Origin of the sequence: Bacillus cereus group sp. BfR-BA-01408 (assembly GCF_022663305.1) — a bacterium.
GTDB classification, from domain to species: domain Bacteria; phylum Bacillota; class Bacilli; order Bacillales; family Bacillaceae_G; genus Bacillus_A; species Bacillus_A pacificus.
On the sequence record NZ_JAKUFF010000053.1, the window covers coordinates 1 to 25,444 of the forward strand.

Sequence of the window (25,444 nt, forward strand, 5' to 3'; positions counted from 1 at the left end):
AAAAATCAAGAAGAGAGTAAGAAACAAGAATAGCAAGTAAAATACAGCGACATATAGAGAGAATAGCGGTTATAAAGCCGAGTAGGTGAGAGAGTATTGCGACTCACCTATTCGGCGTGTCCTCTTTATTTTAACAATGCATGTTAAAATAAAGATAAGAGAAAATTAATTGGCGGTATGATGGTGAAGGATAATAATTAGTATAGATAAGGAAATTAATTAATGTTCTTTATTTCTCGGTATTTTTTAGAAATTTCGGAATAATATTGAGAAATAAAAATAACTGAAAATATTAATAAATATTTGTTGTATTTATATAGGTGTGTTCGTTATAATGAACATAAGGTTTTTAAAAAAGAACACATATTAGCTAAGCTAATATAGTTTTAGTTACATCTCTTATTGTAAATAAGAGATAGCAATAAAAAATATAAAAAACAGCTAGGGGGAATTTATTGTGAGTCTAAAGAAAAAGTTAGGTATGGGAGTTGCATCAGCAGCACTGGGGTTATCTTTAATTGGTGGAGGAACGTTTGCATACTTTAGCGATAAAGAGGTTTCAAATAATACATTTGCAGCTGGGACGTTAGATCTTGCTTTAAACCCTAAAACAATCGTTGATATTAAAGACCTAAAGCCGGGGGATTCAGTTAAGAAAGAGTTTTTATTAAAGAACAACGGAACGTTAGCTATTAAAGACGTTAAACTAGCGACAAAGTATGATGTAAAAGATGCTAAAGGTGATAATGCAGGTGCTGATTTTGGTGAACATATTAAGGTGAAATTCATTTGGAATTGGGATAAACAAAGTGAGCCTGTATATGAAACAACTTTAGCTGAGTTACAAAAATTAGATCCAGATGTTGTAGCGAAAGATGTTTTTGCTCCTGAATGGGGAGAAAATGGTGGTTTAGCACCAAATTCAGAGGACTATTTATGGGTAGAATTTGAATTTGAAGATAAAGGTGATCAAAATATATTCCAAGGCGATTCATTAAATCTAGAATGGACATTCAATGCAAGCCAAGGAGAGGGCGAAACAAAATAATAAAAAAGCGGGTATCCCCCGCTTTTTTTTATAAAGAAAAAGAAGTGCTAGATGTAAGCACTTCTTTCTATTTATTATTTTTGATCTTGCTTCCATTTTGTAAATTCAAGAAATTCACGAAATTGTTCTTTGGAGACGCCGGAGCTCATCGCATCTTTAACGAGTTGTGTCCATTCGGAGTCTAAGTGATTTTCCCTTGTTGTTTCATCATGAAGTAAAGTATCAACTGGAATTTGTAGAACTGCTGCGATCTTTTCAAGAAACTGAATGGAAGGGTTTTTTTGTAAATTTCGTTCTATAGAACTAATGTAAGATTTAGCAACACCAGCTTTTTCGGCAAGTTCAGTTAATGAAATACCTTTTTGTAAGCGAAGGCGTTTTATACGTTCTCCAATCATATTTGCGCACCTTTCTATCAATATGTCGTCGTCTTATGATGTCATTATTATAACATAAACTTCGCTAAAAAGAACAAACCTATTGAGCCTGACTAGATGGTTTCATACGTTGGAAAAAATGTTCGATATCTTGTAGTGCAATGCCAGCGTCTAGAGCTTCAAGTATTAAATCAATCCATTCTTGATCCAATGCGTCAGTCTTATCTTTGTACAAATGTAATTCCTCCCTAATTATCGGTCATAACTGCTGCTACAGAATACGTGATAATGCAATCGGATTTTGTATTTATGTAGTGAATTATCAAATATTTTGTAGATAAAACAAAGATAAAATCCCCATTAAATTCCCTCTATGGCGATTATAAAGTTTCTGACAAATATTTTCAATATTTTCAGAAAACATTGTTGAATTGTGATATACTCGTATGCTAACTATGAAATTTTTACAAATATATTAAAAACATTACATAATATGACTAAATATTGAAAAAATATTGAACTTTTAATAAAATTTAATTTGTAATACATATTATTTATTAGGGGAGGAAATAAGGGATGAGCAAGAAACCGTTCAAAGTTTTATCATCAATCGCTTTGACAGCTGTATTAGGCCTTTCGTTCGGAGCTGGTACTCAATCTGTATACGCTGAAACGCCTGTGAATAAGACAGCAACGAGCCCAGTTGATGATCATTTAATTCCGGAAGAACGTTTAGCAAATGCACTAAAAAAACGTGGGGTAATTGATTCGAAGGCTTCAGAGACTGAAACAAAGAAAGCTGTCGAAAAATACGTAGAGAACAAAAAAGGTGAAAATCCTGGGAAAGAAGTAACAAATGGGGACCCACTTACGAAAGAAGCATCTGACTTTTTAAAGAAAGTGAAAGATGCGAAAGCAGATACGAAAGAAAAGTTAGATAAACCTGCAACAGGAACACCTACTGCGACAGGCCCAGTTAAAGGCGGCTTAAATGGTAAAGTACCAACATCTCCGGCAAAGCAAAAAGCGTATAACGGTGATGTGCGTAAAGATAAAGTACTCGTTTTACTTGTAGAGTACGCTGACTTTAAACATAACAATATCGATAAAGAACCTGGTTATATGTATTCTAACGATTTTAACAAAGAACATTATGAAAAAATGTTATTCGGTGATGAGCCATTCACATTAGATGATGGAAGTAAAATCGAAACGTTTAAACAATATTATGAAGAGCAATCTGGCGGTAGTTACACAGTGGATGGAACGGTTACAAAATGGTTAACAGTTCCTGGTAAAGCTGCTGATTACGGTGCAGATGCTGCAAGCGGCGGTCATGATAATAAAGGACCGAAAGGACCACGTGATTTAGTAAAAGATGCATTAAAAGCAGCTGTAGATAGCGGTATTGATTTATCTGAGTTCGACCAATTCGATCAATACGATGTAAATGGTGATGGTAATCAAAATCAACCGGATGGTTTAATCGATCACTTAATGATTATCCATGCAGGTGTTGGACAAGAAGCTGGCGGCGGTAAATTAGGTGACGATGCAATTTGGTCACATCGCTGGACAGTTGGACCAAAACCATTCCCAATTGAAGGCACACAAGCGAAAGTTCCATATTGGGGCGGAAAAATGGCAGCATTCGACTATACAATTGAACCAGAAGATGGCGCAGTTGGTGTATTCGCACATGAATACGGTCATGATTTAGGTCTTCCAGATGAATATGATACACAGTATAGTGGTCAAGGTGAGCCAATTGAAGCTTGGTCTATTATGAGTGGTGGAAGCTGGGCTGGTAAGATTGCTGGAACAACGCCAACGAGTTTCTCGCCACAAAATAAAGAATTTTTCCAAAAAACAATCGGTGGTAACTGGGCAAATATCGTAGAAGTAGATTACGAGAAATTAAATAAAGGTATCGGTCTAGCGACGTATTTAGATCAAAGTGTAACGAAGTCAGATCGTCCAGGTATGATTCGTGTTAACCTACCGGATAAAGATGTTAAAACAATTGAACCAGCATTTGGTAAGAAGTATTATTACAGCACAAAAGGTGACGATCTTCATACAAAGATGGAAACACCGCTGTTTGATTTAACGAATGCAACGACTGCGAAATTTGATTTCAAATCGTTATATGAAATTGAAGCAGAGTATGACTTCCTTGAAGTACATGCTGTAACAGAAGATGGTAAACAAACGTTAATTGAAAGACTTGGGGAGAAAGCTAATAGTGGAAATGCAGATTCGACAAATGGAAAATGGATTGACAAATCATATGACTTAAGCCAATTCAAAGGTAAGAAAGTAAAATTAACATTTGATTACATTACTGATGGTGGTTTAGCATTAAATGGATTTGCTCTTGATAATGCTTCATTAACAGTAGATGGTAAAGTAGTATTCTCTGATGATGCAGAAGGTACACCACAATTTAAATTAGATGGCTTTGTTGTATCTAATGGAACTGAGAAGAAAAAACATAACTATTATGTAGAGTGGAGAAATTATGCTGGTGCAGATAATGCATTGAAATTTGCACGCGGTCCAGTATTTAACACTGGTATGGTCGTATGGTATGCGGACTCTGCTTACACAGATAACTGGGTTGGTGTACATCCAGGACACGGTTTCCTTGGCGTAGTTGACTCTCACCCAGAAGCAATTGTAGGAACTTTAAATGGTAAACCGACAGTTAAGAGTAGTACACGATTCCAAATCGCTGATGCAGCGTTCTCATTTGATAAAACGCCAGCTTGGAAAGTTGTATCTCCAACGCGTGGAACATTTACGTATGATGGCTTAGCAGGCGTACCGAAGTTTGATGATTCTAAAACGTATATTAATCAACAGATTCCAGATGCAGGACGTATTTTACCGAAGCTTGGTTTGAAATTTGAAGTAGTAGGACAAGCTGATGATAATTCTGCAGGTGCTGTTCGTTTATATCGTTAATACAGTAAAACTACCGAAAGATTTTTCTTTCGGTAGTTTTTTTGTGAGCAATGAATTTTATATACAAAAAGAAATTATATATAATGTAACTTTACGAATAGAAATTTATTGTATATGAAGTCTATATAAATAATGAAAGAATTGGATAAAAATAGTGGGAGAAGGTGAATGAATGAGTATTTCTTCTATTGTAAATAAACAAAAGGCATATTTTTATAATGGCTATACGAGAAGTGTAGAAGTGAGAAAGAATAATTTGAAGAAGCTTTATGAAGGCGTTCAGCGTTTTGAACAAGAAATATTTCAGGCGTTAAAATTAGATTTAAATAAGTCAGTTCATGAGTCATTTACAACGGAAGTGGGATATGTATTAAAAGAAATCTCTTTTCAATTGAAGCATATTTCATCGTGGAGTAAACCGAAGCGTGTTCGAACAGCACTCACTCATTTTGGATCAAAGGGGAAAGTAGTGCCTGAACCGTACGGTGTGACACTTATTATTGCACCGTGGAACTATCCGTTTCAATTAGCAATTGCACCGCTTGTAGGAGCGCTAGCAGCCGGAAATACAATCGTTTTAAAACCGTCGGAGTTAACGCCAAACGTTTCCAAAGTGATTACGAGGATGTTAGAAGAATTATTCCAAGAGGAGCTTGTAGCGGTAGTAGAAGGCGGCGTTGAAGAGAGTACAGCTTTGCTGAAGGAACCATTTGATTATATTTTCTTCACAGGTAGTGTGGGCGTTGGGAAAGTTGTCATGGAAGCAGCAGCAAAACAGTTGACGCCGCTTACGTTAGAACTTGGCGGGAAAAGTCCATGTATTGTACATAAAGATGCAAAAATAGATGTAACAGCAAGAAGGATTGTGTGGGGAAAGTTTTTAAATGCAGGGCAAACGTGTGTAGCGCCTGATTATATGTATGTGCATGCTTCAGTGAAAGAACAGTTAATTGAAGCGTTGCGACATGAAATTGAGGAGCAGTACGGAAAAGAGCCGCTGCACAATGATAATTATGTACGAATTGTGAGTGAACGTCATTTTGAACGTTTATGTACGTTTTTGAAAGATGGTAAAACTGTAATTGGCGGGAACTATAAAAAAGAAACTTTACATATAGAACCAACAGTGTTAACTAATGTTACATGGGAAAGTGCTGTTATGGAAGACGAAATTTTTGGTCCGATTTTACCAATTATAGAATACGACAACATAGAAGATGTAATTGACACGATTCAGCAACACCCGAAGCCGTTAGCGTTATATGTATTCTCTGAAGATAAAGGAGTGCAAAAGAAAGTAACGAGTAATATTTCGTATGGCGGAGGCTGTATTAATGATGTCGTCTATCATCTTGCAACGCCATATTTACCTTTTGGGGGCGTCGGAAGTAGTGGATTAGGGAGTTATCATGGGGAAGAAAGTTTTCGGACTTTTTCACATTATAAAAGCATTTTAGCCCAATCTACGGCATTCGATATGAAAATTCGTTACTCTTCTACAAAAAGTGCTTTAAAATTCATACGAAAGTTGTTAAAATGATGATGGTGTTTATCAGTAGGCGTAGCCGTATGATAATAGCCCCTTCGGAATGGAAGGGGTTTTTCTGTTCGACATTATGTATCATGCGAAAATGAATCAAACATACTACATAAAGAATAGAAGTGAACGCTTGCTAAATAACCATTTTTGTTTGGATCGAAACAAAAAATAGTCTATAGAACATAAATATTTATTCATGAATATAAAAATTTAAATTTGAGGTAGATAGGACGGGAAAATGAAAAAGATTATTAAAGTTGAAGCAGTAGAAAAACATTTTGGAAATCAAGTGATTATCCCACCGCTTTCTTTAGATATTAAAGAAGGGGAATTTTTAACTATTTTAGGGCCGAGTGGTTGCGGGAAAACGACGTTACTTCGTATGATCGCAGGATTTGAAACGCCAACTAAAGGGAATCTTTTATTAGATGATGAAAAGATTAACGATTTGCCACCATATAAGCGTCATATGAACCTAGTGTTCCAACATTATGCGCTATTCCCACATATGAATGTGGAGAAAAATATTTGTTTCGGTATGAAAATGCAGAAAGTACCGGCAGCAGAGCAGAAAGAGCGTGCTGAAGAGGCAATGCGTTTAACGCAGTTACTTGAGTTCCGTAATCGTAAACCTGCAAAGCTTTCTGGTGGACAGCAGCAGCGTGTAGCAATTGCGAGAGCGATTGTAAATAACCCGCGTGTATTATTACTAGACGAGCCACTTGGGGCGTTAGACTTTAAGTTAAGAAAAGACTTGCAACGTGAATTAAAAAACTTACAACGTAATTTAGGAATTACGTTCATATACGTAACGCACGATCAAGAAGAAGCGATGAGCATGAGTGATCGTATCGTTGTTATGAATAAAGGCCATATTGAACAAATCGGAACGCCGAAAGAAATTTATAATAAGCCGAAAACGTTGTTCGTTGCGACATTTATCGGTGAAAATAATATTGTGAAAAACGGGGAAGGCTATGTAGCAATTCGCCCTGAAAATGTAAAAGTGCGTTCGGTTGAAGAGCCAATTTTAAAAGAATACCACCTTGGCCATATTGAAGACATTGAGTTTGTTGGAAATATGGAAAAGCTTTATGTACGTGATGAGAAAACATCAGAATTACTAATGGCATATCAAACTGCTGAAGAAGCAGCACAGTGGAGCATTGGAGATAATGTATACGTAGGCTGGGAGCAAGAGGACGAGGTGACCTTAAATTGAAAAAAGGGAAATTACTCGCACTACCTACAGTCGCATGGCTGTTAATCTTCTTCCTAATTCCCCTTCTGTTTGTATTGGCATTTGCCTTCATGCAGCGCGGAGCATATGGGACAGTGGAAATGCAATTTACATTAGAGAACATAGCACGTGTATTTGACCCATTATATATGGGGACGTTATGGGAAACAGTGAAAATTGCGGTTATTACCACAGTAATATGTTTACTGATCGGTTATCCATTTGCATATACAATTACAATTGTTGATCGCAAATATCGTTCGATTCTTTTATTATTGGCAACGATCCCGTTTTGGATTAACTTCCTTGTTCGTTCTTACGCATGGATTGTTATTTTACGTTCACAAGGTCTTGTAAACACATTGCTATTGAAGCTAGGTATTATTAGTGAACCTTTAAATTTACTATATAATACACCTTCTGTCATACTCGGAATGGTATATTCTTTATTACCATTTATGATTTTACCAGTGTATGCAGCGATTGAGCAGCTTGATAAGCGTAAGCTAGAAGCAGCTTATGATTTAGGGGCAACACCAGTAAAGGCATTTTGGAATGTTACAGTACCAATGACGATGTCAGGGATTGCTACCGGTTCTATTTTAGTGTTTGTTTCTTCTATCGGAATGTTTGTTGTATCAGACGTTATGGGTGGATCGAAAGTAGCATTAATCGGAAACGTAATTCAAAATCAATTCTTAGGAGCGCGTGATTGGCCGTTTGGATCTGCGTTATCTATGATTGTTGTTCTATTCTCTGTTCTGTTAATTTACTTATATTATCGTGCAACGAAAGTATATAAATATGATGGGAACGGAGGGGAATAGGCAAAGATGAAGAAGTTTTTAGTTTCTTATTCTTGGTTAATTTTATTGTTCTTGTATTTTCCAATGATGGTTTTAATGGTGTATTCCTTCAATGATTCTCGCATTAATGCGGAATGGGAAGGATTCACATTCCATTGGTATACAGATTTATTTCAAAAACAAGATGTTATTGATGCATTTGTAAATAGTATGACGATTGCGATTGTAACGACGATTGTAACGACAGTTCTTGGCGTGATTTTCGCAATTGCATTACATCGTTATAAATATCGTTATGAAGGTGCGATTAACGGTCTTGTATATTTACCAATTTTAATCCCTGATATTTTAATGGGATTATCTTTACTTATTTTATTTAGTCAATTAGGTATGGAGCTTGGTAAAACAACAATTATTATTGCACACATTACATTTAGTATTTCATTTGTTGTCGTTATTTTAGCAGCACGCCTTTCTGGTATGGGACGTGATTTAGAAGAGGCTGCGAATGATTTAGGAGCAACGCCGTGGCAAACGTTTCGTTATGTAACGTTTCCAGCAATTGCACCAGGAGTTATTTCTGCCGCATTATTAACATTCACATTATCAATTGATGATTTTGTAATTAGTTTCTTCGTATCAGGACCAGGATCAACAACATTGCCATTATACATTTACAGTATGGTTAAGCGCGGAGTATCACCAGAAATTAATGCACTTTCTACAATTTTAATTGTGGCTATCGTAGGATTAATGGTTCTATCTGAAATCTTCCGTAACAAAGGTGCAGATGGTGAAGAAAACTCTGGAGGACACCTTCCTTTATAATACGAACGATATAGAAAGTACGAGGAGGTAATAAAATCGATGAAATTAATGAAAAGATTAGCAGGTGCAGCAATTAGCTTTAGCCTTGTTGCTGGTGTACTTGCTGGTTGTGGTGAAAAAAAAGAAGAGTTAAACATTTATAGCTGGGCTGACAATTTTGATGAGCAAGTGTTAAGAGATTTTGAAAAGAAATATAACGTGAAAATTAACTATGATAAGTATGCAAGTAATGAAGAAATGCTTGCGAAATTACAAGCAGGTGGCGCGAAGTATGATTTAATTCAGCCGTCTGATTACATGGTTAAAACAATGGCGAAAATGGATTTATTAGCGCCGTTAGATAAAAAGAATATCCCAAATATCGAAAACATGATTTCTAATTTCAAAACACCTGCATTTGATCCAGAGAATAAATATTCTTTAGTATATACTTGGGGCGTAACAGGTATTGCATACAATAAAAAGTATGTGAAGGAAGCACCTACAAGCTGGGCTGACTTATGGAATGAGAAATATAAAGGGCATGTAACTTTATTAAATGATTCTCGTGAAGTGTTAGGAATGGGTCTTAAGAAGCATGGATTTTCAAACAGCACGAAAGACGATGCACAGTTAAAGACAGCAGCAACTGATTTACAGAAGCTACTTCCAAACTTATTAGCATTTGATACAGATAATATTAAACAAAAATTCATTACAGAAGATGCTTGGATTGGAACAGTTTGGTCTGGGGATGCAGCATTTATCGCAAAAGATAATAAAGATGTAGAGTACGTTGTGCCAAAAGAAGGCGGCACAATTTGGGCTGATACGTTAGCAATTCCAAAAGGTGCGAAAAACAAAGAGCTTGCAGAGAAGTTTATGAACTACTTATTAGATGAAAAAGTAAGTGTGAAAAACTACGAGTCAATTGGATACAGTAATCCAAATGAAAAAGCTCACCCTCTTCATAGTAAAGAATATCGTGAAAACCACATGATCTTCTTAACGAAAGAAGAATTAGATCGTACAGAATGGCTTGTTGATGTAGACGATAAGCTAAAAGACTACGACCGTTACTGGACAGAGTTAAAAACAAAAGGTAAATAAGTGAGAAAATGCGGTTTCTAAAGTAGAAATCGCATTTTTTCATAGTAGGAGGAAATCGTTTGAAAAAGAAGTTGCATCAATATGAGGTAATGTGTATCGGTTTATTATTTGCTGTATTTGGCATTGTTGCTTGGAGAGTACATGCTGGTGGTGTTACAGTGATGGATACATATGTCAGAGGGTTAGTAAAGGGATTACAAACTGAAAGTTCGCTTACATTTTTCTCACACTATACAAAATTAGGGTCTGCTATTGGGATCGTAACTACGCTCGTTATAAGTTTACTTGTTTTTTGGAGAAAACGTTACTATGCTGCGATGATCGTATATCCAGTGGGCATCTTAATAACCCATCTTGTGAATAAAGGGATAAAAGAAATTATGAAAAGGGATCGTCCGTCGCTAAATGAAGCGTTGGATGCACTTGGATATAGCTTCCCTAGTGGACATGCGATGTTATCTATTATGACATTCGGATTTCTTGCTTATATCATTGCGGCAAATTTGAAGAATGTAACAGGGAAATATATGATAACCATTTTGATGGGAATAATCATTGTATCGATTGGATTAAGTAGAGTCATTTTAAATGTACATTATCCAACTGATATTTTAGCAGGCTACTGCGTAGGTGGTATTTTATTAATTATGGCGATTTATTACCATCGTTTACTTACTGAGAGGTTTGGTCTTAATAAAGAAAGATAGAAAAACGTCTAGAAAAACTATTATTATAGTTTTTCTAGACGTTTTTTGTTTGTATGAAGATGTGATACAGTATAAGTGACAATTGAATGATGTAAAGTAGGTGGAAATGTGTGAAAACAAATGTACATAAAGTAGATAAGTGGGGAAGATTAGGAGCTTTTTTGTATCAGTTCCGTTATACAGTAATAGTAGCATTACTATTGGTTGCGATAGCACTCGGTATATTTGCACCAAAGCTACCAGGCGTATTAGGTGGTGATGGCTTCCAAACGGAAGGGGACTACCAGAAAACGAAAGAAATTTTAGATGAAGATTTTAAGAGGTCTCAAGATACACTTCTACTCGTTTTTGAAAAAAATAAGGGCGTTTCACATGAGGAATTTCAAAAGCAAGTAGAGGGGATTGTAAAAAACGTACAAGAGAAAGAGACATATGAATCTTTCCATCATCCAGTGCAAAATAAAGAAATGTTACAAGATGATATCGGCTATGCGACAATTTTATTTTCCGGGAAAACAAATAAAGAACGAATGGAAAAGACATTACAATTTGCTGATAAAATCGAAAAGAAAAGTAATGCAGCATTAAAAGTAACACCTACAGGGTTTCCGAAAATTAACAAAGAGATTAATGAAAGAACGCAAAATGATTTAAAAGTAGCAGAGATGATTGGGTTACCAATTGCATTTCTCGTATTACTATTTTCATTCGGTAGCCTTTTGGCATCTATTTTACCAATCGTAAATGGGGCACTTAGTGTTATTAGTACGATGGGCATACTATATTTTATAGGTAGCGATAAGGAACTATCTATCTTTGTGTTAAATGTTGCACCGATGATTGGACTTGCATTATCTATTGATTTTGCGCTATTATTTGTAAATCGCTTTCGAGAGGAAGTTGCAAAGCGAACGGTAAAAGAAGCAATAGCAATTACATATCAAACAGCAGGGCGGGCAATCGTATTTTCAGGATTATGTGTATTCGTTGGCTTATCCGGTTTGTTTTTCTTTAAAATCGATTATATTCAGTCTGTCGCAATTAGTGGAATGATTGTTGTGATTATGAGTATTTTATTCTCGCTCACACTTCTTCCAGCGCTATTATCGTTAATCGGTAAACGAATATTAAAAAAGAATCAAGTAGCACATACACCGGCAAAGGCGTGGCGTACATTTGCACAATTTGTAATGAAACATCCAATTGCGATGATTATTGTTGTTACAACATTTATTGTGATTTGCTTATTACCATTACGTACAGCTAATTTGCAGTTCCCTGATGTGGAAGCTTTACCTAAACAAAGTGATACAAGAATTGCATATGAGAAGTACGAAGAGGCATTTAATGAAACTGCAAAAACACATGCCGATGTTACGTTAGTCGTAGAGACGAAAAAAGATATGAAAGAAAAGGAAAGTTTACAAAAGGTAGAAGAAGTCGTTCAAAAGTTAAAAGATGATAAGAAAGTATATGAAGTAAGAAGTTTATACGACAGTTTAAATGGAATGAAATCAGATCAAGTTGCTGGGATGTTACAGTCGCCAGAAGCTGTTAAAATAGCTCCGGTATTTGAAGCGTATACGAAAGGAAATAAGACAACAATCGAAGTCTTTTTAGATACAAAACCACGTACAGAAATTGGGAAACAGTGGGTTCGTGATTTTAAACAAAATTATAAAGAAACGAACGTTACATATTATCTAGGCGGAATGACGACGTTCCAACAAGAGTTAGAAGATGAAATTAAAGATAAAGTTGCAATTGGTATGTCTGTTATATTTGGATCGACGTTTGTTATATTATTATTTGCATTTCGATCTATACTCATTCCAATTAAGGCGATTATTATGAATATACTTAGTTTAAGCGCAACAATTGGAATTGTTGTTTGGCTATTCGAAGGTGGTCATTTTGGTTTAGAAGCAAGTCCAGTTCTATTTGTTTTACCAATCTTCATTTTCGGCCTCGTCTTTGGGCTTAGCATGGATTATGAAGTATTTCTTATTTCGCGTATCCATGAACTGTATGAAGAAACAGGGGATAACGATCAAGCGACGTTAGAAGGACTTGTTTCAACAAGTAGAATTATTACATCAGCTGCATTAATTATGATTGTTGTAACTGGTGCTTTCGCCTTTACTGATATTTTACCAGTACGGCAAATGGGTCTTGGCGTTGCATTAGCGATATTTCTTGATGCAACAATTATCCGTCTTATGCTCGTACCCAGTTTAATGAAATTGTTTGGAGACTGGAACTGGTGGTTACCATTTCGAAAGAAAAGAGAAAAATCATTATAAAAAATACTCATCTATAAGATGAGTATTTTTTATGAATAGCAAGACCTACATTTTGCAAATAGTATGTGATAAGAACATTACATATAAGTAGGTGAAGGCAATGTTTCGTTATTTTAAGTTTAAGCTAAATGATACAGTACAGTTTGCAGAAAATGATGGGCATATGTATCGCATTGTCGGTTATCGGTTAGAAAAAGGGTTTTATCCAAAAGATGAGTGGACTCATATCATTTATGAATTGCTTAGAGATTTTGATGGGTATACGATGGATGCGGAAGAAGAGGAACTTGTAAAGGTTATTCAAGTAGAGGATGAGTATTACAAAATACAAGAAGTATCGGGATATCGTTATCCGGTAAAAATGAAGCAAAAACAACAAGTGATGAAAACAGAAAAGATGGATGACTTATTAGATACGTATAACGATTATAAGAGATTGGCGGATTTCTTTAAAGATTTATCGTATGAACAAAAAGCGGAAGAAGTGTTGCAGGAAATGAGAAGGCGTAGAGCGTGAGGGGCAGTCTATTATAAGACTGTCCTCTATTTTTGACGGTGCATCAAAGTGTATTTTCCGTTACAATGAGAGAATCAATAGAAATAAGGTGATACAGTATGGAAACGAAGAAGAAGGGCGAGTGGTGCGAAATTACTGTGCCAGCGAAATGGAATGGTATAAGCATTGAGTCGTTATTAAAAATAGAATGGGAAATACCGAAAAAGTTGTTACATCAGCTTCGTATGGAAAAAGGTGTTACTGTTAACGGAGAACAGAGAAGATGGAATGAGCTTTTAAAAGAGGACGAAAAGTTACAAGTTCATATGTTTATGGAGGAAGAATACGGTGTAGAGCCTGAATATGGTGAATTAGATGTAGTATATGAAGACGATCATGTACTCATTGTCAATAAGCCTGAGAAGATGGATACGCACCCTGCTGAAAAAGGCGGGATGGGAACACTTGCAAATCTTGTTGCCTTTCATTTTCAAATGCAAGGTTTAGAGACGAAGGTTCGTCATATTCATCGGTTAGATAAAGATACGACAGGTGGTGTCGTGTTTGCTAAACATAGAATTGCTGGTGCAATTATGGATCGTTTATTAATGGAACGAAAAATTAAAAGAACATATGCGGCTCTTGTAGAAGGGAAAGTGAAAAAGAAGCAAGGAACAATTGACGCGGCTATCGGAAGAGATCGCCATCATGCGACGAGACGACGTGTTTCTCCAAAGGGGGATCAAGCAATCACATATTATAAAGTAGAGAAGTATTTTAAAAAACAAAATGTTACGCTCGTAACGTTACAATTAGAAACTGGTAGAACCCATCAAATTCGTGTTCATATGAGCTATAATGGTAATCCGTTAGTTGGGGATATTTTATATGGTGGAGGAACGAAATATATGTCTAGGCAAGCGTTACATGCGATGAAGATAAACTTTTTACACCCAATTACGAAAGAAGAGATTGAAGTTGATGTACCATTTCCTACAAAATTAAATGACACAATGAAAGAATTTCAAAGAGTGAATGCGTAAAGTGTAAGTTTAAATTTGAGAAAAGTAGATTTTTGCAGGAATTTCTCTAAAAGAAGCGAAGCCGTTAAGAGAAAAGAGAGGTGAGAATCACTTGATCAAATATAAATATATACTAGGAATATTTTTTGCTTGTCTTTTAGTGACTCTATGTCTCTATCCATATTTACCAGAGCATTTGGCGGTACATTGGGATGTAAATGGTCGGCCAAACGAGTTTATGAGTAAACAAGTTGTTATAGCACTTATTCCTTGTCTTATTATTTTCTTACATGGATTGATGTATATTATTTCACATAATATATATAAGTTTAATGAAGACGAGCATGTCATGATAAGTGGATTTCTAAAGACGATTACTTTATTTATGTTGTTTATCCATATGCTAATTCTCTTTATTAATTTTGGAAGCATGATATCCTTTCAAACAGGACTAACAATAGGGATTAGTATGTTTCTTTTTATGCTTAGTAAGGCGTTTAAAAAAGTTCAGAGTACGGAAAAAGACTCAATCAAATTAAAAAAGATCCGTTTAGTGAGTAGACGGATTTTTCAAGTGATGGCATGTAGTATATTGTTTTCATTGTTTTTGAACTTGAAATGGGGGTTTTATGTGTTACTTAGCGTAATAAGTGGTGGTTCTATTTTGTTTATGTTCTACGCTTTATACTCATACATAATAGAAAGTTATGAAACGTAAAAAAGAGTCTTCTCATTATGAGAAGACTCTTTTAATCTATTTACTTCGTAATAAATTGTTGTGTCCAGTAGTTACCGCTTTCTACATAGCCAACACCGATGTGAGTGAAGCCATTATTTAAGATGTTTGCACGGTGTCCAGCACTGTTCATCCAAGCTTGTACTACTTCTTCAGGTGTACGTTGGCCTTGGGCGATGTTTTCACCTGCAGATGTATAAGAAATACCAAATTTCTTCATCATGTCAAACGGAGACCCGTATGTAGGGCTGTTATGATCAAAGTAGTTATTTTTTTGCATATCTTCAGATTTAATGCGTGCGACTTTGCTTAATTCAGTGTCGATTTTTAAAGCTGGTAAACCTTGTTTTGCACGCTCAGCGTTTGTTAATTCAACAACACGTTGTTCGAACTCGCTTAAAGATTTTGCTTCTTCAGCAGGCTTTTGCTCAGCCGGTTTTTGTTCAGCCGGTTTCTGCGTATTATTGTTTTCAGCAGGCTTTTGAGCTTCTGGTTTTTGAACTTCTTCAGCAGGCTTTTGCTCGGCAGGTTTTTGCTCAGCAGGCTTTTGAGTTTCTGGCTTAGCTGTTGGTTGCTCAGTTACAACATTTTCAGTAGGTTGTTGACCAGGAATAATGCAATTTGGTTGGAAGTTTCCTTGTTGCCATTGTGCCAATGACTCAACGCCCATAGATTGTAAGAATGCTTGTAATTCTTGTTGGCTCATTTGCTTCATCATCACTTTTGAATGCTGAATATTTTGAACCTTTATGTTAGATGGTTGTACTGTTGCAGCTTGTGCATCTAGAGAAGATACTCCTAAAGTAAGAGCCGTTGCAGCAGCTACAGATAATAAAACACGCTTTTTCATGATGTGTGTCCCCCTATATAAAGTTTTAATTTGTTTTCACACGATTTGTTTTTGACAGCCTGTCTGACTGACAAATTCATCGTAGCATAGATTTTGTGAGAAAAAAGATGGAAAAAAATTCATAGACTTAAAATTTACCTAATTTATCCTAAGAAGGGAAAGGGGGAAAAATAAGAGAAACATAGAGTATAAAAGGAATTTTCAACATTTTTATACGTGGTTATAAGAGGGGGTTTTTGGATAAATGTACCTATATTGAAAATGAAGAATCCTATTGTATCAATGGTTTGAGCGTTTTTTTGAGGAATATACTGGATTGATTTTTACAAAACTGTAATGTTTCTGTTGTTCTTTTTTATAATAAAGTAACATATTTTTAATGTTGTAGCGGACAAAAAAGCGGCTATCTCTTTACATAGACGAAGGAGATAGCCGTTTTCCTATTATTACGTATGTTACGAGTTATTACGAGTTGGTTTCAATTGCTTCTAATAATAAATCAACAATGTGAATTCCTCTCATTTTATGAGAAAGACCTTCTCGTTCAATGCCTAATTTCATTTGTAATAAACAACCTGGATTTGCAGTAACAATGGTTGCTGCTTCTGTTTCATGCACACGGTCCATTTTGTAATCTAGAAATTCCATGGATAGTTCTGAATGAACAATGTTATAAATACCAGCAGAACCACAGCAGCGATCCGCATCTTTCATTTCACGGTATGTTGCGCCTTGAATTGCTTCTAGTAACATACGAGGTTCTGAAGATGTTCGCATAACATTGCGTAAGTGACAAGAGTCTTGATACGTAATAACTTGCGGCGTGACTCGTAAGTCATTACGTTTATGGAAATCTAGTTCTACTAGAATAGCAGTAATATCTTTAATTTTAGAAACGAACTGCTTTGCACGTTCAGCCCACTGTGGATCATCTTTTAACAGGTAATCGTAGTCTACGAGGTAAGCTCCGCAACCACCAGCATTCGTAATAATATAGTCGATGTTTAAATCTTCGAATGCTTTTATATTGCGTTTTGCTAATTCTTTTGCTCCATTTTTCTCACCAGCATGCCCATGTAATGCCCCGCAGCAACTTTGTGTTTTCGGAATAACGATATCACAACCAGCTAACTGAAGCAGTTTCATCGTTGCGTTATTTGTTTCTAAAAACATTGTATCCATTAAACAACCTGTGAAGAATGCAACTTGTTTCTTCTTCGTACTTTCAGCATGTAAAAATTCAGGACGATCTTTCATTGCTTTCATTTTAGGAACCTTAGGCAAAACGAGATCCATTGTTGCAAGTGTTTCAGGGAATAACTTCATAATCCCTGTTTTATGTGTTAGCGTTTGTAAACCAGAACGCTGATAAAAACCAATTAGTCCGGTTAATGTTCTCATTCGATTTTGATGCGGGAATAATCCTTCAAAAACGACTTTTCGAACAGCTTTCACTGGCACTGAGAATTTTTTATTTTGATTAATAATATCTCGAGCTTCTTCTAATAAATGTCCATAATTTACACCGGATGGACAAACAGGCTCACAAGCACGGCAACCGAGGCAAACATTTAATGTGTTTTCAACATCTTCATCTGGCTCAATTAAACCATCAACGACCGCTTTCATTAATGCGATACGTCCTCGTGGTGAATGTGATTCTTTATATCCAGATTGAATGTAGGTAGGGCAAGTTGGTAAGCAGAAACCGCATCGCATACAGTTTAGTAGTTCATCTTCACTTAATCGTTCTTTAAATTCTTTTTGAATGTTTTCTTTATTTAATGTTGTCATCGCTCAACCACCACTCTTTTGCGAGTGTCCTTCGCGAACATCTTTCCTGGATTCATAATGTTATTTGGATCGAAGGCGTGTTTAATTCCTTGCATAGCAGCAATACCTTCTTTACCTAATTTCATTTCTAAATACGGAGCTTTCATTGCACCAACACCATGTTCACCAGTAATCGTGCCACCAAGTTCGATTGCTTTTGCAAATATTTCAGCGAAAGCTTGTTCAGCTCGGTACATTTCTTCTTCGTTGCGAGCATCTGTCATACAAGTGGGGTGTAGGTTACCATCGCCAGCATGTCCAAACGTACAAATAGGAATATTATATTTTTTAGCAATGGCATTAATGGCTTCAACCATCGGAGCAATCTGTGATCGTGGTACCGTTGCATCTTCTAATATTGTAGTAGGCTTTAATCTTGCCAGTGCTGACAGTGCACTACGGCGAGCTGTACGAAGCGCATCGGCTTCCGCTTCATCTTTTGCAACGCGAACATCAACTGCATTCATAGAACGACAAACGTTAGCCATTTTTTCAATATCTCGATTCACAACTTCAGGCGGGCCGTCTTGTTCAATTAATAAAATTGCTTTTACATCAGTTGGTAAACCGATTTGTGCAAACTCTTCTACTACTTCAATGGTCGGCTGATCTAAAAACTCAAGTGTCGCTGGAATGATTTTATTTGCAATAATAGAAGAAACAGCACGTGCAGCTTCATTAATATCTTCATATAGTGCTAGCATCGTTTTCTTCGTTTCAGGCATAGGAACAAGTTTTAATATCGCTTCAGTCACGACGCCAAGTGTTCCTTCAGAACCGATAAATAAACGAGTTAAATCGTAACCAGCTACATCTTTTGCCAATTTACCACCAGTACGAATCATATCACCATTTGGTAAGACAAGTTCAAGACCCATCACATAATCACGTGTTACGCCATATTTTAATCCACGTAATCCACCTGAGTTTTCATTAATGTTACCGCCAATTGTAGAAATTTTCATTGAGCTTGGATCTGGTGGATAAAATAAACCTTTTTCTTCCACCGCTTTAATAATATCAAGGGTAATAACACCAGCTTGTACAGTAATTGTTAAATTTTCTTCATCAATTTCTAAAATGTTATTCATATGGCGGAAGATAAGGACGATACCGCCTTCAAGTGGACATGTCCCTGCACAAAGGTTTGTTCCAGAACCACGAACATATACAGGAATATGATGAGTGTTACATACTTTTAACACTTCAGCTACTTCATTTGTATTACGAGGAGCAATGACTGCATCAGGCATTGCTTGGAAGTTTGGAGTGGCATCATAACTATACGTTAAACGCCCCATATTGGATGTATCCACATTATCTTCGCCAACAATGGATACGAATGAATCAATAATTTGTTTTTCTAACATTGGAAATCCCCCTCAAACTGTTAACGTAATTAGTCATCATAAAAAACGTTGTCACAGTGCTTTCGTTATAATGATAAAAAAGTTGGAGGATTCTTTCTATGTATAATCATCTAAAGATTAATCTATTTTATCATTCTTTTTTGTATGATTATCTAATAAGAGGAGCGAGAAGTATAAAATGTTTAAGTCTTTGAATTGTTTCGGATCAAGTCCTGTATACTCCTCAATTTTTTTTAGTCTGTAATGCAATGTGTTAATGTGGATATGTAATTGCTCCGCTGTTTGTTTATAGGATTGGTTATAATCAATAAATAAACGTAAAGTGTGCATAAGTTCAGGCGATGATAGTAAGTTTTCGATGGTGCGCTTTAGAAACTGTTCCCGCGTTTCAGCAGAAATATCTTGTAAGCACATTTCTAAACGTAAATCTTCATTAAATACAATGTTTTTCGTTTCAAGTGATACGGAAAGAGCTTGTAATGCTTGTTCGTATGATAAGTTCATATTGCTTGGCGTAACGGATTGTCCAATCCCGATATATAAAGGAACAGAAAACAAAGTTTCACAGTCTTGTTTTAATCGTTTTAAAAATTGATATGTTTGCTCTTTGGAGTTTGTGGCTGTAAATAAAATGAATCGATCATTTCCCCAGCGAATAAATAAATGCTCCTTTGTTAATAGATTGCGTACATGTTGCCAAACCTTACGCTGAAGCATCGTGTCATTTCGATCGATAGAGAACAAAATAAGTTGTTTTTTCTTATATAAATCAATACCAAGTGTTTTGGCACGATCGAGAAAGCTTGGAGACCAGTCTGTATTTTGAAGCCAATCAAAGACAAATGCCTCATAAGAACGGTGTTCAAGTTCTAGTTGTTCTAAAAAGTAGTTTTCATGGATGAGTAGTTCGGTCATTTTACGTAATATTTCTCCGTATTGTGAAATATTTTCAGGTTCGCCTGTAATTCCAATGACACCAATTACTTCGTCATGGAATAGTAAAGGGAGATTCATACCTGCCTTTACGCCTTGCAAACGTCGTTCATCCTCTTTTGTAATAATGACAGTTTTCTTTTGTTTTGCGCAGCGGAGTGCGCCCTCATGAAATTGGCCGATTCTTTCTATATCTGTACTTGCGATAATAACGCCTTGTATATTAATGATAATAATATTTTCTTTAATTAGCCTGCGTACTTCTCGTACAATTTTATTCGCTAAATCAGGAAAAAGCATAATTGGCACACCTCAAATTCTATTTGTTGTACATTATATATGTAAATGAAGTAGGAAAGGGAAATTTCACACTTTCCACACATTTATTTGTTATTTTACAATTATAACGAAATCATCCGAAGATGGAGGGGATCTTTTGAGAAAGTATGTTTTTCTTCTCTGTTTTTTATTTCTATTAGTAGGGTGTCAAGGAAGTTCCTATACATCGATTGCTAAAGATAAAAGTGTTATTATAACAACGAATATAAAAGAAGGTAGTATTAGTTTTGTCGATAAACATACTAAAAAGTTAATTACGACATGGGAACTTAACGAACCAATGGCAGGGATTGCACTACTTCCAAATGGTGAGGACATACTTGTATATGGTAAGCAGTTAGAGTACATGTATGTATATTCACTAGCAGAAGGAAGGCAAGTGGGAAAATATAAAACAGGAAAAGGCATTGTAAATGTAGTCGTATCAGAAGATAAAAAGCAATTATTTGCTGCCGATCAAAATGCCCAAAAGATAAGGTTCTTTACGATTAATGGAAAAGAAACAGGGAATGTTTCGACAGGAAAAGGACCAATAACGATGGTAGAGTACCATAACCAGTTATCTGTATTAAACTTTTATGATACGAAGCTAACGACAATTGATACAAAGAAAAAAGAAGTAATCCAATCCTTTATGATTCCACCAGCGTCAACGGGAGCAACAATTAGTTCAGATGGGAAAGAAATATGGATTGGCGGACATGGTGATGGAAATCAGGTAAATGAGAAAGTATTAGTGTATTCTTTGCAGAGCGGAGAAATGGTACGTTCTTTACACGCTCCGTTTATGCCTGTGAATATTACGAAGGATAATAAGTATGTATATGCATTAAGTCACGGTTCGAATACGCTTAGAAAGTTTGATGTTAGCACGTATAAAGAGGTGGCTTCTGTAGAAGTAGGATCGAACCCATTTGCATTTTTGAAGAGCGGAGCAGAAGGATACGTAGCAAGCTATGATAGTGATGAAGTGTGCGTCATGGATATGAAGAATTTGAAAATAAAACAAACAATTAAAGTCGGAAAAGGACCGTTTCAACTCATAGAGAGAGAAGGGAAGGACAATGAGTAAATATAGGGTGCTAGTTGTAGATGATGAAAGTGATATGAGGCAACTTGTTGGAATGTACTTAGATAATTTCGGATACGAGTGGGGAGAAGCTGAAAATGGAAAAGAAGCTCTAAAAAAATTAGAGACAAATCATTATGATTTCGTTGTACTAGATATTATGATGCCAGAGATGGATGGACTTTCAGTTTGTAAAGAAATTAGAAAAACGTCAGATGTACCAATAATATTTTTAACAGCAAAAGGTGAAGAGTGGAATAGGGTGAACGGCTTACGTATGGGAGCAGATGATTATATTGTAAAGCCATTTAGTCCTGGTGAATTAATTGCTCGTATGGAAGCTGTATTAAGGCGTTATACAAAGCAAGAGCAACAAGAGGAATTTCAGTTTGGACCGATCCTTATTAATGAAAAAAGTAGGAAAATTGAGGTGGATGGTGAGCCAATTTCTCTTACAGTAAAAGAGTTTGATTTACTCTATTTTCTTTGCCAACATACGGGACAAGTATTTAGCCGAGAACAATTGCTAGAAAAGGTATGGGGATATGATTATGCCGGAAGTACAAGAACCGTAGATACGCACGTGAAAACGATGCGTTTGAAGCTTGGAGAAAGTGGAAACTACATTCAAACTGTTTGGGGTGTAGGCTATAAATTTGAGGTGTAACGTATGTTTACGATGGTACAGAAGCTTTGGCTGACAGTAGTATGTGCAGTATTTGTAACAGTTTCTTTTCTTTATTTCGTATCTTTATACTCGTATGAAAAACTATACGTTGATAATTTAAAAGATTCATTAGTAATGGAAGGGAAGCGTCTTTCTGCGCAATATGATAAGCGCGAAGGAATATCAATTTTTGAAGAGAAAGTAAGAGCATTTGATCAAATATCTAGTTCAGACGTTCTTTTCGTATCGAACCCACGTGATTTAAGCGCATGTTTACCATTTGATGTGCACCATCATTCTCTTATAAGTGAAGGGGACAGGCAAGCATTATTAGATGGAAAAACTGTGACAAAGATAGGGTACGAGGAACATTTTGACCGTAATATTATGGGGGTTGTCATCCCTGTTTTAGAAAATAAAAAATTAGTTGGTATTGTATATTCTTATATTCCTTTAAAAAGTATAAAAGACTTAATATATGATATGGGTCTTATTTTAGCACCGTTAGCACTTGCTATAACTTTACTGACAATATGGATTGGTAGAAAAATTATTATTGCTATTACGAAACCACTTTCGCAAATGGAACGAGTTGCCAATCATTTGGCTACGGGGGATTTCTCAGAACGAATTACAATTTCTTCTGAAGATGAAATTGGGCGATTAGGAAAAGCATTTAATAAAATGGCAAATTCTTTGGAGACAGAAGACGTAAAGCGTAAGGAGTTTTTAGCCAACGTTTCGCATGAACTAAGAACACCGCTTAGTTATATAAAAGGATATAGCGAGGCTATTTTAGATGGTGTAGCGAAGGGGCCACAGCAGGAAAAAGTAACACAGCTTATTCATAAAGAAGCAGATCGTATGCAGCGTCTCGTTCATGATTTATTAGATTTGGCACAATTAGAAGGGGAACATTTTCCGTTAAAGAAACAACCTATCGTTTTTTCACAACTAATTGAAGATGTGTTAGATACGTATGAGATTAAGTTTATAGAAAAGAAAATTCGTATTTCAACAAATTTAAATCCAGAAATCATTGTAATGATTGATGAGGATCGTATGCAACAAGTGCTTCATAACGTGTTAGATAATGCGATACGGTATACAAATCAAAACGGGGATATTATAGTAACGCTCAGACAGATAGATGATTATTGTGAATTGAACATAAAAGATACGGGGATCGGTATTGATACAGAGCATTTGGAAAACCTTGGCGAGCGTTTTTACCGAGTTGATAAAGCGAGAAGTCGTCAACATGGTGGAACAGGTTTAGGCCTGGCAATTGTAAGACAAATTGTTCATATACATGACGGACAGTGGCGGATTGAAAGTGAAAAAGGGAACGGTACGACGGTTAGTATTAAATTGAAAGTACAGGATGAGGAGAGCATGTTCTAATTTTTAGGGCATGCTCTTTATATGGAAGACAATAATTATACGTAAGATATAAATTAATATGTAATAAATATCGGAATTTTGACGATTTTATGAACAAAACATTTGTACTTCTTACTAATTCGTTCTAAAATAGTTATGATGCAAATTTCTTATAAATCGTTTCAATTGTTGTTTGGAAGATACTGAGGTGATTTAACTGGAGTACAAATCTATTAAACCGAAAAAGATTTACGAAGAAGTATCTGAAGCTATTTTAACAATGATTAAAAATGGTACGTTAAAACCTGGTGACAAACTACTTCCTGTACATCAATTAGCTGAGCAGTTTCAAGTTGGTAGATCTGCTGTTCGTGAAGCGCTAAGTGCGCTAAGAGCAATGGGCTTAATTGAGATGAAACAAGGAGAAGGTACATATGTGAAGAACTTCGATTCTTCTTCATTAACAAAATCATTAAACAATAGATTATTGATGAAGAAAGAAGATATTTTGAATTTATTAGAAGTACGAAAGGTGCTTGAAGTGGGGGCAGTTCGAGCAGCTGCGGCAAAACGTACGGAAGATAATTTACAAAATATGAAGCATTGGTTAGATGAAATGGCAAAGAGCGTTGGAGATGAAAAAGCTGGTGAAAAAGCAGATTTTCAGTTCCATATGGGAATTGCAGAGTCTTCGCATAACAACATTTTGCTTGAACTTATGAATCATGTTTCAGAGATGATTGCTGAAACGATTGGTGAATCAAGACGCATTATTTTATATGGTGAACAAACAACATCAGAACGACTTATAGAAGAGCATCAAGTTATATATGATGCAGTGTTAAAGCAAGATGTAGAATTAGCGCAGCAAGCAATGCTAGATCATTTAACAAATGTAGAACATATTGTCACAGGTAGAAACGATATAAATTCTTAATTTAATCTTTTAAAAATCTAATTTTCTGATAAAATAGAGAGAGATTAAGTAAGCGTTTTCTTTAGAAGAGGGAGAGGATAGGCCATGGTTGAGCCTATTTCTTCTCTCCTTAGTCATCTGATGACCATATGTTTGTTGGTGGAGTTGTAAAAAGGGGGAGTAATAATTATGAAAGTTACTTTATTTGTTACTTGTTTAGTCGATATGTTTGAAACAAATGTCGGCAAAGCAACAGTTGAGGTGTTGGAGCGTTTAGGTTGTGAAATTGAATTTCCAGAAGCACAAGTTTGTTGCGGTCAGCCTGCTTATAATAGCGGCCATGTAGAAGCGGCAAAAGAAGCGATGAAACATATGATTGAAACTTTTGAAGATGCAGAATATATCGTTACGCCATCTGGTTCTTGTGCGACAATGTTTCATGAGTATCCGCATGTTTTTAAAGATGATCCGAAGTGGGCTAAACGTGCACAAAAAGTTGCTGATAAAACATATGAATTTACACAATTTATTGTAGACGTTTTAAAGGTTACTGATGTTGGTGCAAGTTTACCAGGGATTGCTACTATTCATAAATCATGTCATATGACACGTATGCTTGGAGTAACAGAGGCACCAGGAATTTTATTATCAAATGTAAAAGGCTTAACTGTGAGAGAGTTACCAAATGTGCAAAATTGTTGCGGGTTTGGGGGAACGTTTTCAGTGAAGATGACTCCAATTTCTGAGCAAATGGTAGATGAAAAGGTAGATAGTGCAATGGAAACAGGCGCTGATTATTTAATCGGTGCAGATTGTGGGTGTTTGTTAAACATTGGCGGACGTATTGAGCGTTTAGGAAAAGAAATAAAAGTAATGCATATTGCTGAGGTACTGAATAGTCGCTCATGAAGGGGGAACATAAGCT

General features: G+C 35.9%; 23 protein-coding genes. 17 read left to right on the forward strand and 6 right to left on the reverse strand.

Translation table 11 applies throughout. The features are described from left to right. Positions 1 to 457 precede the first annotated feature (457 nt). Positions 458 to 1,048 carry a biofilm matrix protein CalY gene (gene calY, locus MR083_RS18980; RefSeq protein ID WP_000053726.1) on the forward strand — a complete coding sequence of 197 codons (591 nt, stop codon included), beginning with the start codon at positions 458 to 460 and terminating at the stop codon, positions 1,046 to 1,048. 74 nt (positions 1,049 to 1,122) lie between these two features. On the opposite strand, the gene MR083_RS18985 is transcribed toward calY, so the two are convergent. Both MR083_RS18985 and MR083_RS18990 read right to left on the reverse strand, forming a co-directional pair. Continuing rightward, positions 1,123 to 1,446, reverse strand: a complete 324-nt coding sequence (locus MR083_RS18985) for a helix-turn-helix domain-containing protein (RefSeq protein ID WP_000578887.1) — start codon at positions 1,444 to 1,446, stop codon at positions 1,123 to 1,125. A gap of 79 nt (positions 1,447 to 1,525) precedes the next feature. Continuing rightward, entirely contained in the window at positions 1,526 to 1,660 is a 135-nt protein-coding gene (locus MR083_RS18990) for an anti-repressor SinI family protein (RefSeq protein WP_000276217.1), read from the reverse strand. Positions 1,661 to 2,001: 341 nt separating this feature from the next. Between MR083_RS18990 and inhA1 the strand changes: the two genes are divergently transcribed. The 11 genes from inhA1 (at position 2,002) to MR083_RS19045 (ending at position 15,141) form a co-directional block, all read left to right on the forward strand. Further along, positions 2,002 to 4,392 carry a M6 family metalloprotease immune inhibitor InhA1 gene (gene inhA1, locus MR083_RS18995; RefSeq protein WP_000038914.1) on the forward strand — a complete coding sequence of 797 codons (2,391 nt, stop codon included), beginning with the start codon at positions 2,002 to 2,004 and terminating at the stop codon, positions 4,390 to 4,392. A 172-nt stretch (positions 4,393 to 4,564) separates the two neighbouring features. Beyond that, complete coding sequence (locus MR083_RS19000; RefSeq protein WP_000028360.1) at positions 4,565 to 5,932, forward strand: aldehyde dehydrogenase; 1,368 nt, start codon at positions 4,565 to 4,567, stop codon at positions 5,930 to 5,932. Positions 5,933 to 6,170: 238 nt separating this feature from the next. Then, positions 6,171 to 7,154 carry a spermidine/putrescine ABC transporter ATP-binding protein PotA gene (gene potA / locus MR083_RS19005; RefSeq protein ID WP_000720319.1) on the forward strand — a complete coding sequence of 328 codons (984 nt, stop codon included), beginning with the start codon at positions 6,171 to 6,173 and terminating at the stop codon, positions 7,152 to 7,154. Further along, positions 7,151 to 7,999 carry a spermidine/putrescine ABC transporter permease PotB gene (potB, locus tag MR083_RS19010; protein ID WP_000715494.1) on the forward strand — a complete coding sequence of 283 codons (849 nt, stop codon included), beginning with the start codon at positions 7,151 to 7,153 and terminating at the stop codon, positions 7,997 to 7,999. Before potA ends, potB begins: the two co-directional genes overlap by 4 nt. 6 nt (positions 8,000 to 8,005) lie before the next feature. Beyond that, positions 8,006 to 8,806, forward strand: coding sequence for a spermidine/putrescine ABC transporter permease PotC (gene potC, locus MR083_RS19015; RefSeq protein ID WP_000714199.1), 801 nt, complete (start codon positions 8,006 to 8,008; stop codon positions 8,804 to 8,806). Positions 8,807 to 8,845: 39 nt separating this feature from the next. Beyond that, the gene (gene potD / locus MR083_RS19020; protein WP_000772497.1) at positions 8,846 to 9,895 is read left to right on the forward strand and encodes a spermidine/putrescine ABC transporter substrate-binding protein PotD; all 1,050 of its coding nucleotides are present in this window, start codon (positions 8,846 to 8,848) and stop codon (positions 9,893 to 9,895) included. 59 nt (positions 9,896 to 9,954) lie between these two features. Then, positions 9,955 to 10,602 carry a phosphatase PAP2 family protein gene (locus MR083_RS19025; RefSeq protein ID WP_000727788.1) on the forward strand — a complete coding sequence of 216 codons (648 nt, stop codon included), beginning with the start codon at positions 9,955 to 9,957 and terminating at the stop codon, positions 10,600 to 10,602. 110 nt (positions 10,603 to 10,712) lie between these two features. Then, the gene (locus MR083_RS19030) at positions 10,713 to 12,905 is read left to right on the forward strand and encodes an MMPL family transporter (protein ID WP_242269707.1); all 2,193 of its coding nucleotides are present in this window, start codon (positions 10,713 to 10,715) and stop codon (positions 12,903 to 12,905) included. 100 nt (positions 12,906 to 13,005) lie between these two features. After that, the gene (locus tag MR083_RS19035) at positions 13,006 to 13,422 is read left to right on the forward strand and encodes a hypothetical protein (RefSeq protein ID WP_000490293.1); all 417 of its coding nucleotides are present in this window, start codon (positions 13,006 to 13,008) and stop codon (positions 13,420 to 13,422) included. A 98-nt stretch (positions 13,423 to 13,520) separates the two neighbouring features. Then, positions 13,521 to 14,444, forward strand: a complete 924-nt coding sequence (locus MR083_RS19040; RefSeq protein WP_000448336.1) for an RluA family pseudouridine synthase — start codon at positions 13,521 to 13,523, stop codon at positions 14,442 to 14,444. A 91-nt stretch (positions 14,445 to 14,535) separates the two neighbouring features. Next, a complete protein-coding gene (locus MR083_RS19045; protein ID WP_000598990.1) occupies positions 14,536 to 15,141 on the forward strand; it encodes a DUF1648 domain-containing protein in 606 nt (201 codons plus the stop codon). 40 nt (positions 15,142 to 15,181) lie between these two features. Here the strand turns inward: MR083_RS19045 and MR083_RS19050 are convergent, their stop codons facing one another. The 4 genes from MR083_RS19050 to MR083_RS19065 form a co-directional block, all read right to left on the reverse strand. Continuing rightward, positions 15,182 to 16,009, reverse strand: a complete 828-nt coding sequence (locus MR083_RS19050; RefSeq protein WP_000747582.1) for a CAP domain-containing protein — start codon at positions 16,007 to 16,009, stop codon at positions 15,182 to 15,184. A 465-nt stretch (positions 16,010 to 16,474) separates the two neighbouring features. Further along, positions 16,475 to 17,803, reverse strand: coding sequence for a (Fe-S)-binding protein (locus MR083_RS19055; RefSeq protein WP_000209644.1), 1,329 nt, complete (start codon positions 17,801 to 17,803; stop codon positions 16,475 to 16,477). Beyond that, positions 17,800 to 19,212, reverse strand: a complete 1,413-nt coding sequence (gene glcD, locus MR083_RS19060; RefSeq protein WP_000890738.1) for a glycolate oxidase subunit GlcD — start codon at positions 19,210 to 19,212, stop codon at positions 17,800 to 17,802. Before glcD ends, MR083_RS19055 begins: the two co-directional genes overlap by 4 nt. Positions 19,213 to 19,329: 117 nt before the next feature. Beyond that, positions 19,330 to 20,445 (reverse strand): CdaR family transcriptional regulator, encoded by a 1,116-nt coding sequence (locus tag MR083_RS19065; protein ID WP_016716935.1) that lies wholly within the window; start codon positions 20,443 to 20,445, stop codon positions 19,330 to 19,332. A gap of 136 nt (positions 20,446 to 20,581) precedes the next feature. On the opposite strand from MR083_RS19065, the gene MR083_RS19070 reads away from it, so the two are divergent. The 5 genes from MR083_RS19070 (at position 20,582) to MR083_RS19090 (ending at position 25,428) form a co-directional block, all read left to right on the forward strand. Beyond that, positions 20,582 to 21,556, forward strand: coding sequence for a YncE family protein (locus MR083_RS19070; RefSeq protein WP_242269708.1), 975 nt, complete (start codon positions 20,582 to 20,584; stop codon positions 21,554 to 21,556). Beyond that, positions 21,549 to 22,220 (forward strand): response regulator transcription factor, encoded by a 672-nt coding sequence (locus MR083_RS19075; RefSeq protein ID WP_000049881.1) that lies wholly within the window; start codon positions 21,549 to 21,551, stop codon positions 22,218 to 22,220. Before MR083_RS19070 ends, MR083_RS19075 begins: the two co-directional genes overlap by 8 nt. Positions 22,221 to 22,223: 3 nt before the next feature. Then, complete coding sequence (locus MR083_RS19080; RefSeq protein ID WP_000494833.1) at positions 22,224 to 23,624, forward strand: sensor histidine kinase; 1,401 nt, start codon at positions 22,224 to 22,226, stop codon at positions 23,622 to 23,624. A 226-nt stretch (positions 23,625 to 23,850) separates the two neighbouring features. Then, positions 23,851 to 24,540: a FadR/GntR family transcriptional regulator gene (locus MR083_RS19085; RefSeq protein WP_254912616.1), complete on the forward strand. Its 690-nt coding sequence runs from the start codon at positions 23,851 to 23,853 to the stop codon at positions 24,538 to 24,540. 168 nt (positions 24,541 to 24,708) lie between these two features. Then, positions 24,709 to 25,428 carry a (Fe-S)-binding protein gene (locus tag MR083_RS19090; protein WP_000869149.1) on the forward strand — a complete coding sequence of 240 codons (720 nt, stop codon included), beginning with the start codon at positions 24,709 to 24,711 and terminating at the stop codon, positions 25,426 to 25,428. Positions 25,429 to 25,444: the final 16 nt, after the last annotated feature.

Excerpts from the sequence above, each read along its gene's own strand:
- MR083_RS19075 (WP_000049881.1), top strand. The coding sequence starts at position 21,549 with ATGAGTAAATATAGGGTGCTAGTTGTAGATGATGAAAGTGATATGAGG.
- potA (WP_000720319.1), top strand. The coding sequence starts at position 6,171 with ATGAAAAAGATTATTAAAGTTGAAGCAGTAGAAAAACATTTTGGAAAT.
- MR083_RS19090 (WP_000869149.1), top strand. The coding sequence starts at position 24,709 with ATGAAAGTTACTTTATTTGTTACTTGTTTAGTCGATATGTTTGAAACA.
- MR083_RS19000 (WP_000028360.1), top strand. The coding sequence starts at position 4,565 with ATGAGTATTTCTTCTATTGTAAATAAACAAAAGGCATATTTTTATAAT.
- MR083_RS19040 (WP_000448336.1), top strand. The coding sequence starts at position 13,521 with ATGGAAACGAAGAAGAAGGGCGAGTGGTGCGAAATTACTGTGCCAGCG.
- MR083_RS19055 (WP_000209644.1), bottom strand. The coding sequence starts at position 17,803 with ATGACAACATTAAATAAAGAAAACATTCAAAAAGAATTTAAAGAACGA.
- potD (WP_000772497.1), top strand. The coding sequence starts at position 8,846 with ATGAAATTAATGAAAAGATTAGCAGGTGCAGCAATTAGCTTTAGCCTT.
- potC (WP_000714199.1), top strand. The coding sequence starts at position 8,006 with ATGAAGAAGTTTTTAGTTTCTTATTCTTGGTTAATTTTATTGTTCTTG.
- MR083_RS19050 (WP_000747582.1), bottom strand. The coding sequence starts at position 16,009 with ATGAAAAAGCGTGTTTTATTATCTGTAGCTGCTGCAACGGCTCTTACT.
- MR083_RS18985 (WP_000578887.1), bottom strand. The coding sequence starts at position 1,446 with ATGATTGGAGAACGTATAAAACGCCTTCGCTTACAAAAAGGTATTTCA.
- MR083_RS19065 (WP_016716935.1), bottom strand. The coding sequence starts at position 20,445 with ATGCTTTTTCCTGATTTAGCGAATAAAATTGTACGAGAAGTACGCAGG.
- glcD (WP_000890738.1), bottom strand. The coding sequence starts at position 19,212 with ATGTTAGAAAAACAAATTATTGATTCATTCGTATCCATTGTTGGCGAA.
- inhA1 (WP_000038914.1), top strand. The coding sequence starts at position 2,002 with ATGAGCAAGAAACCGTTCAAAGTTTTATCATCAATCGCTTTGACAGCT.
- MR083_RS19035 (WP_000490293.1), top strand. The coding sequence starts at position 13,006 with ATGTTTCGTTATTTTAAGTTTAAGCTAAATGATACAGTACAGTTTGCA.
- MR083_RS19080 (WP_000494833.1), top strand. The coding sequence starts at position 22,224 with ATGTTTACGATGGTACAGAAGCTTTGGCTGACAGTAGTATGTGCAGTA.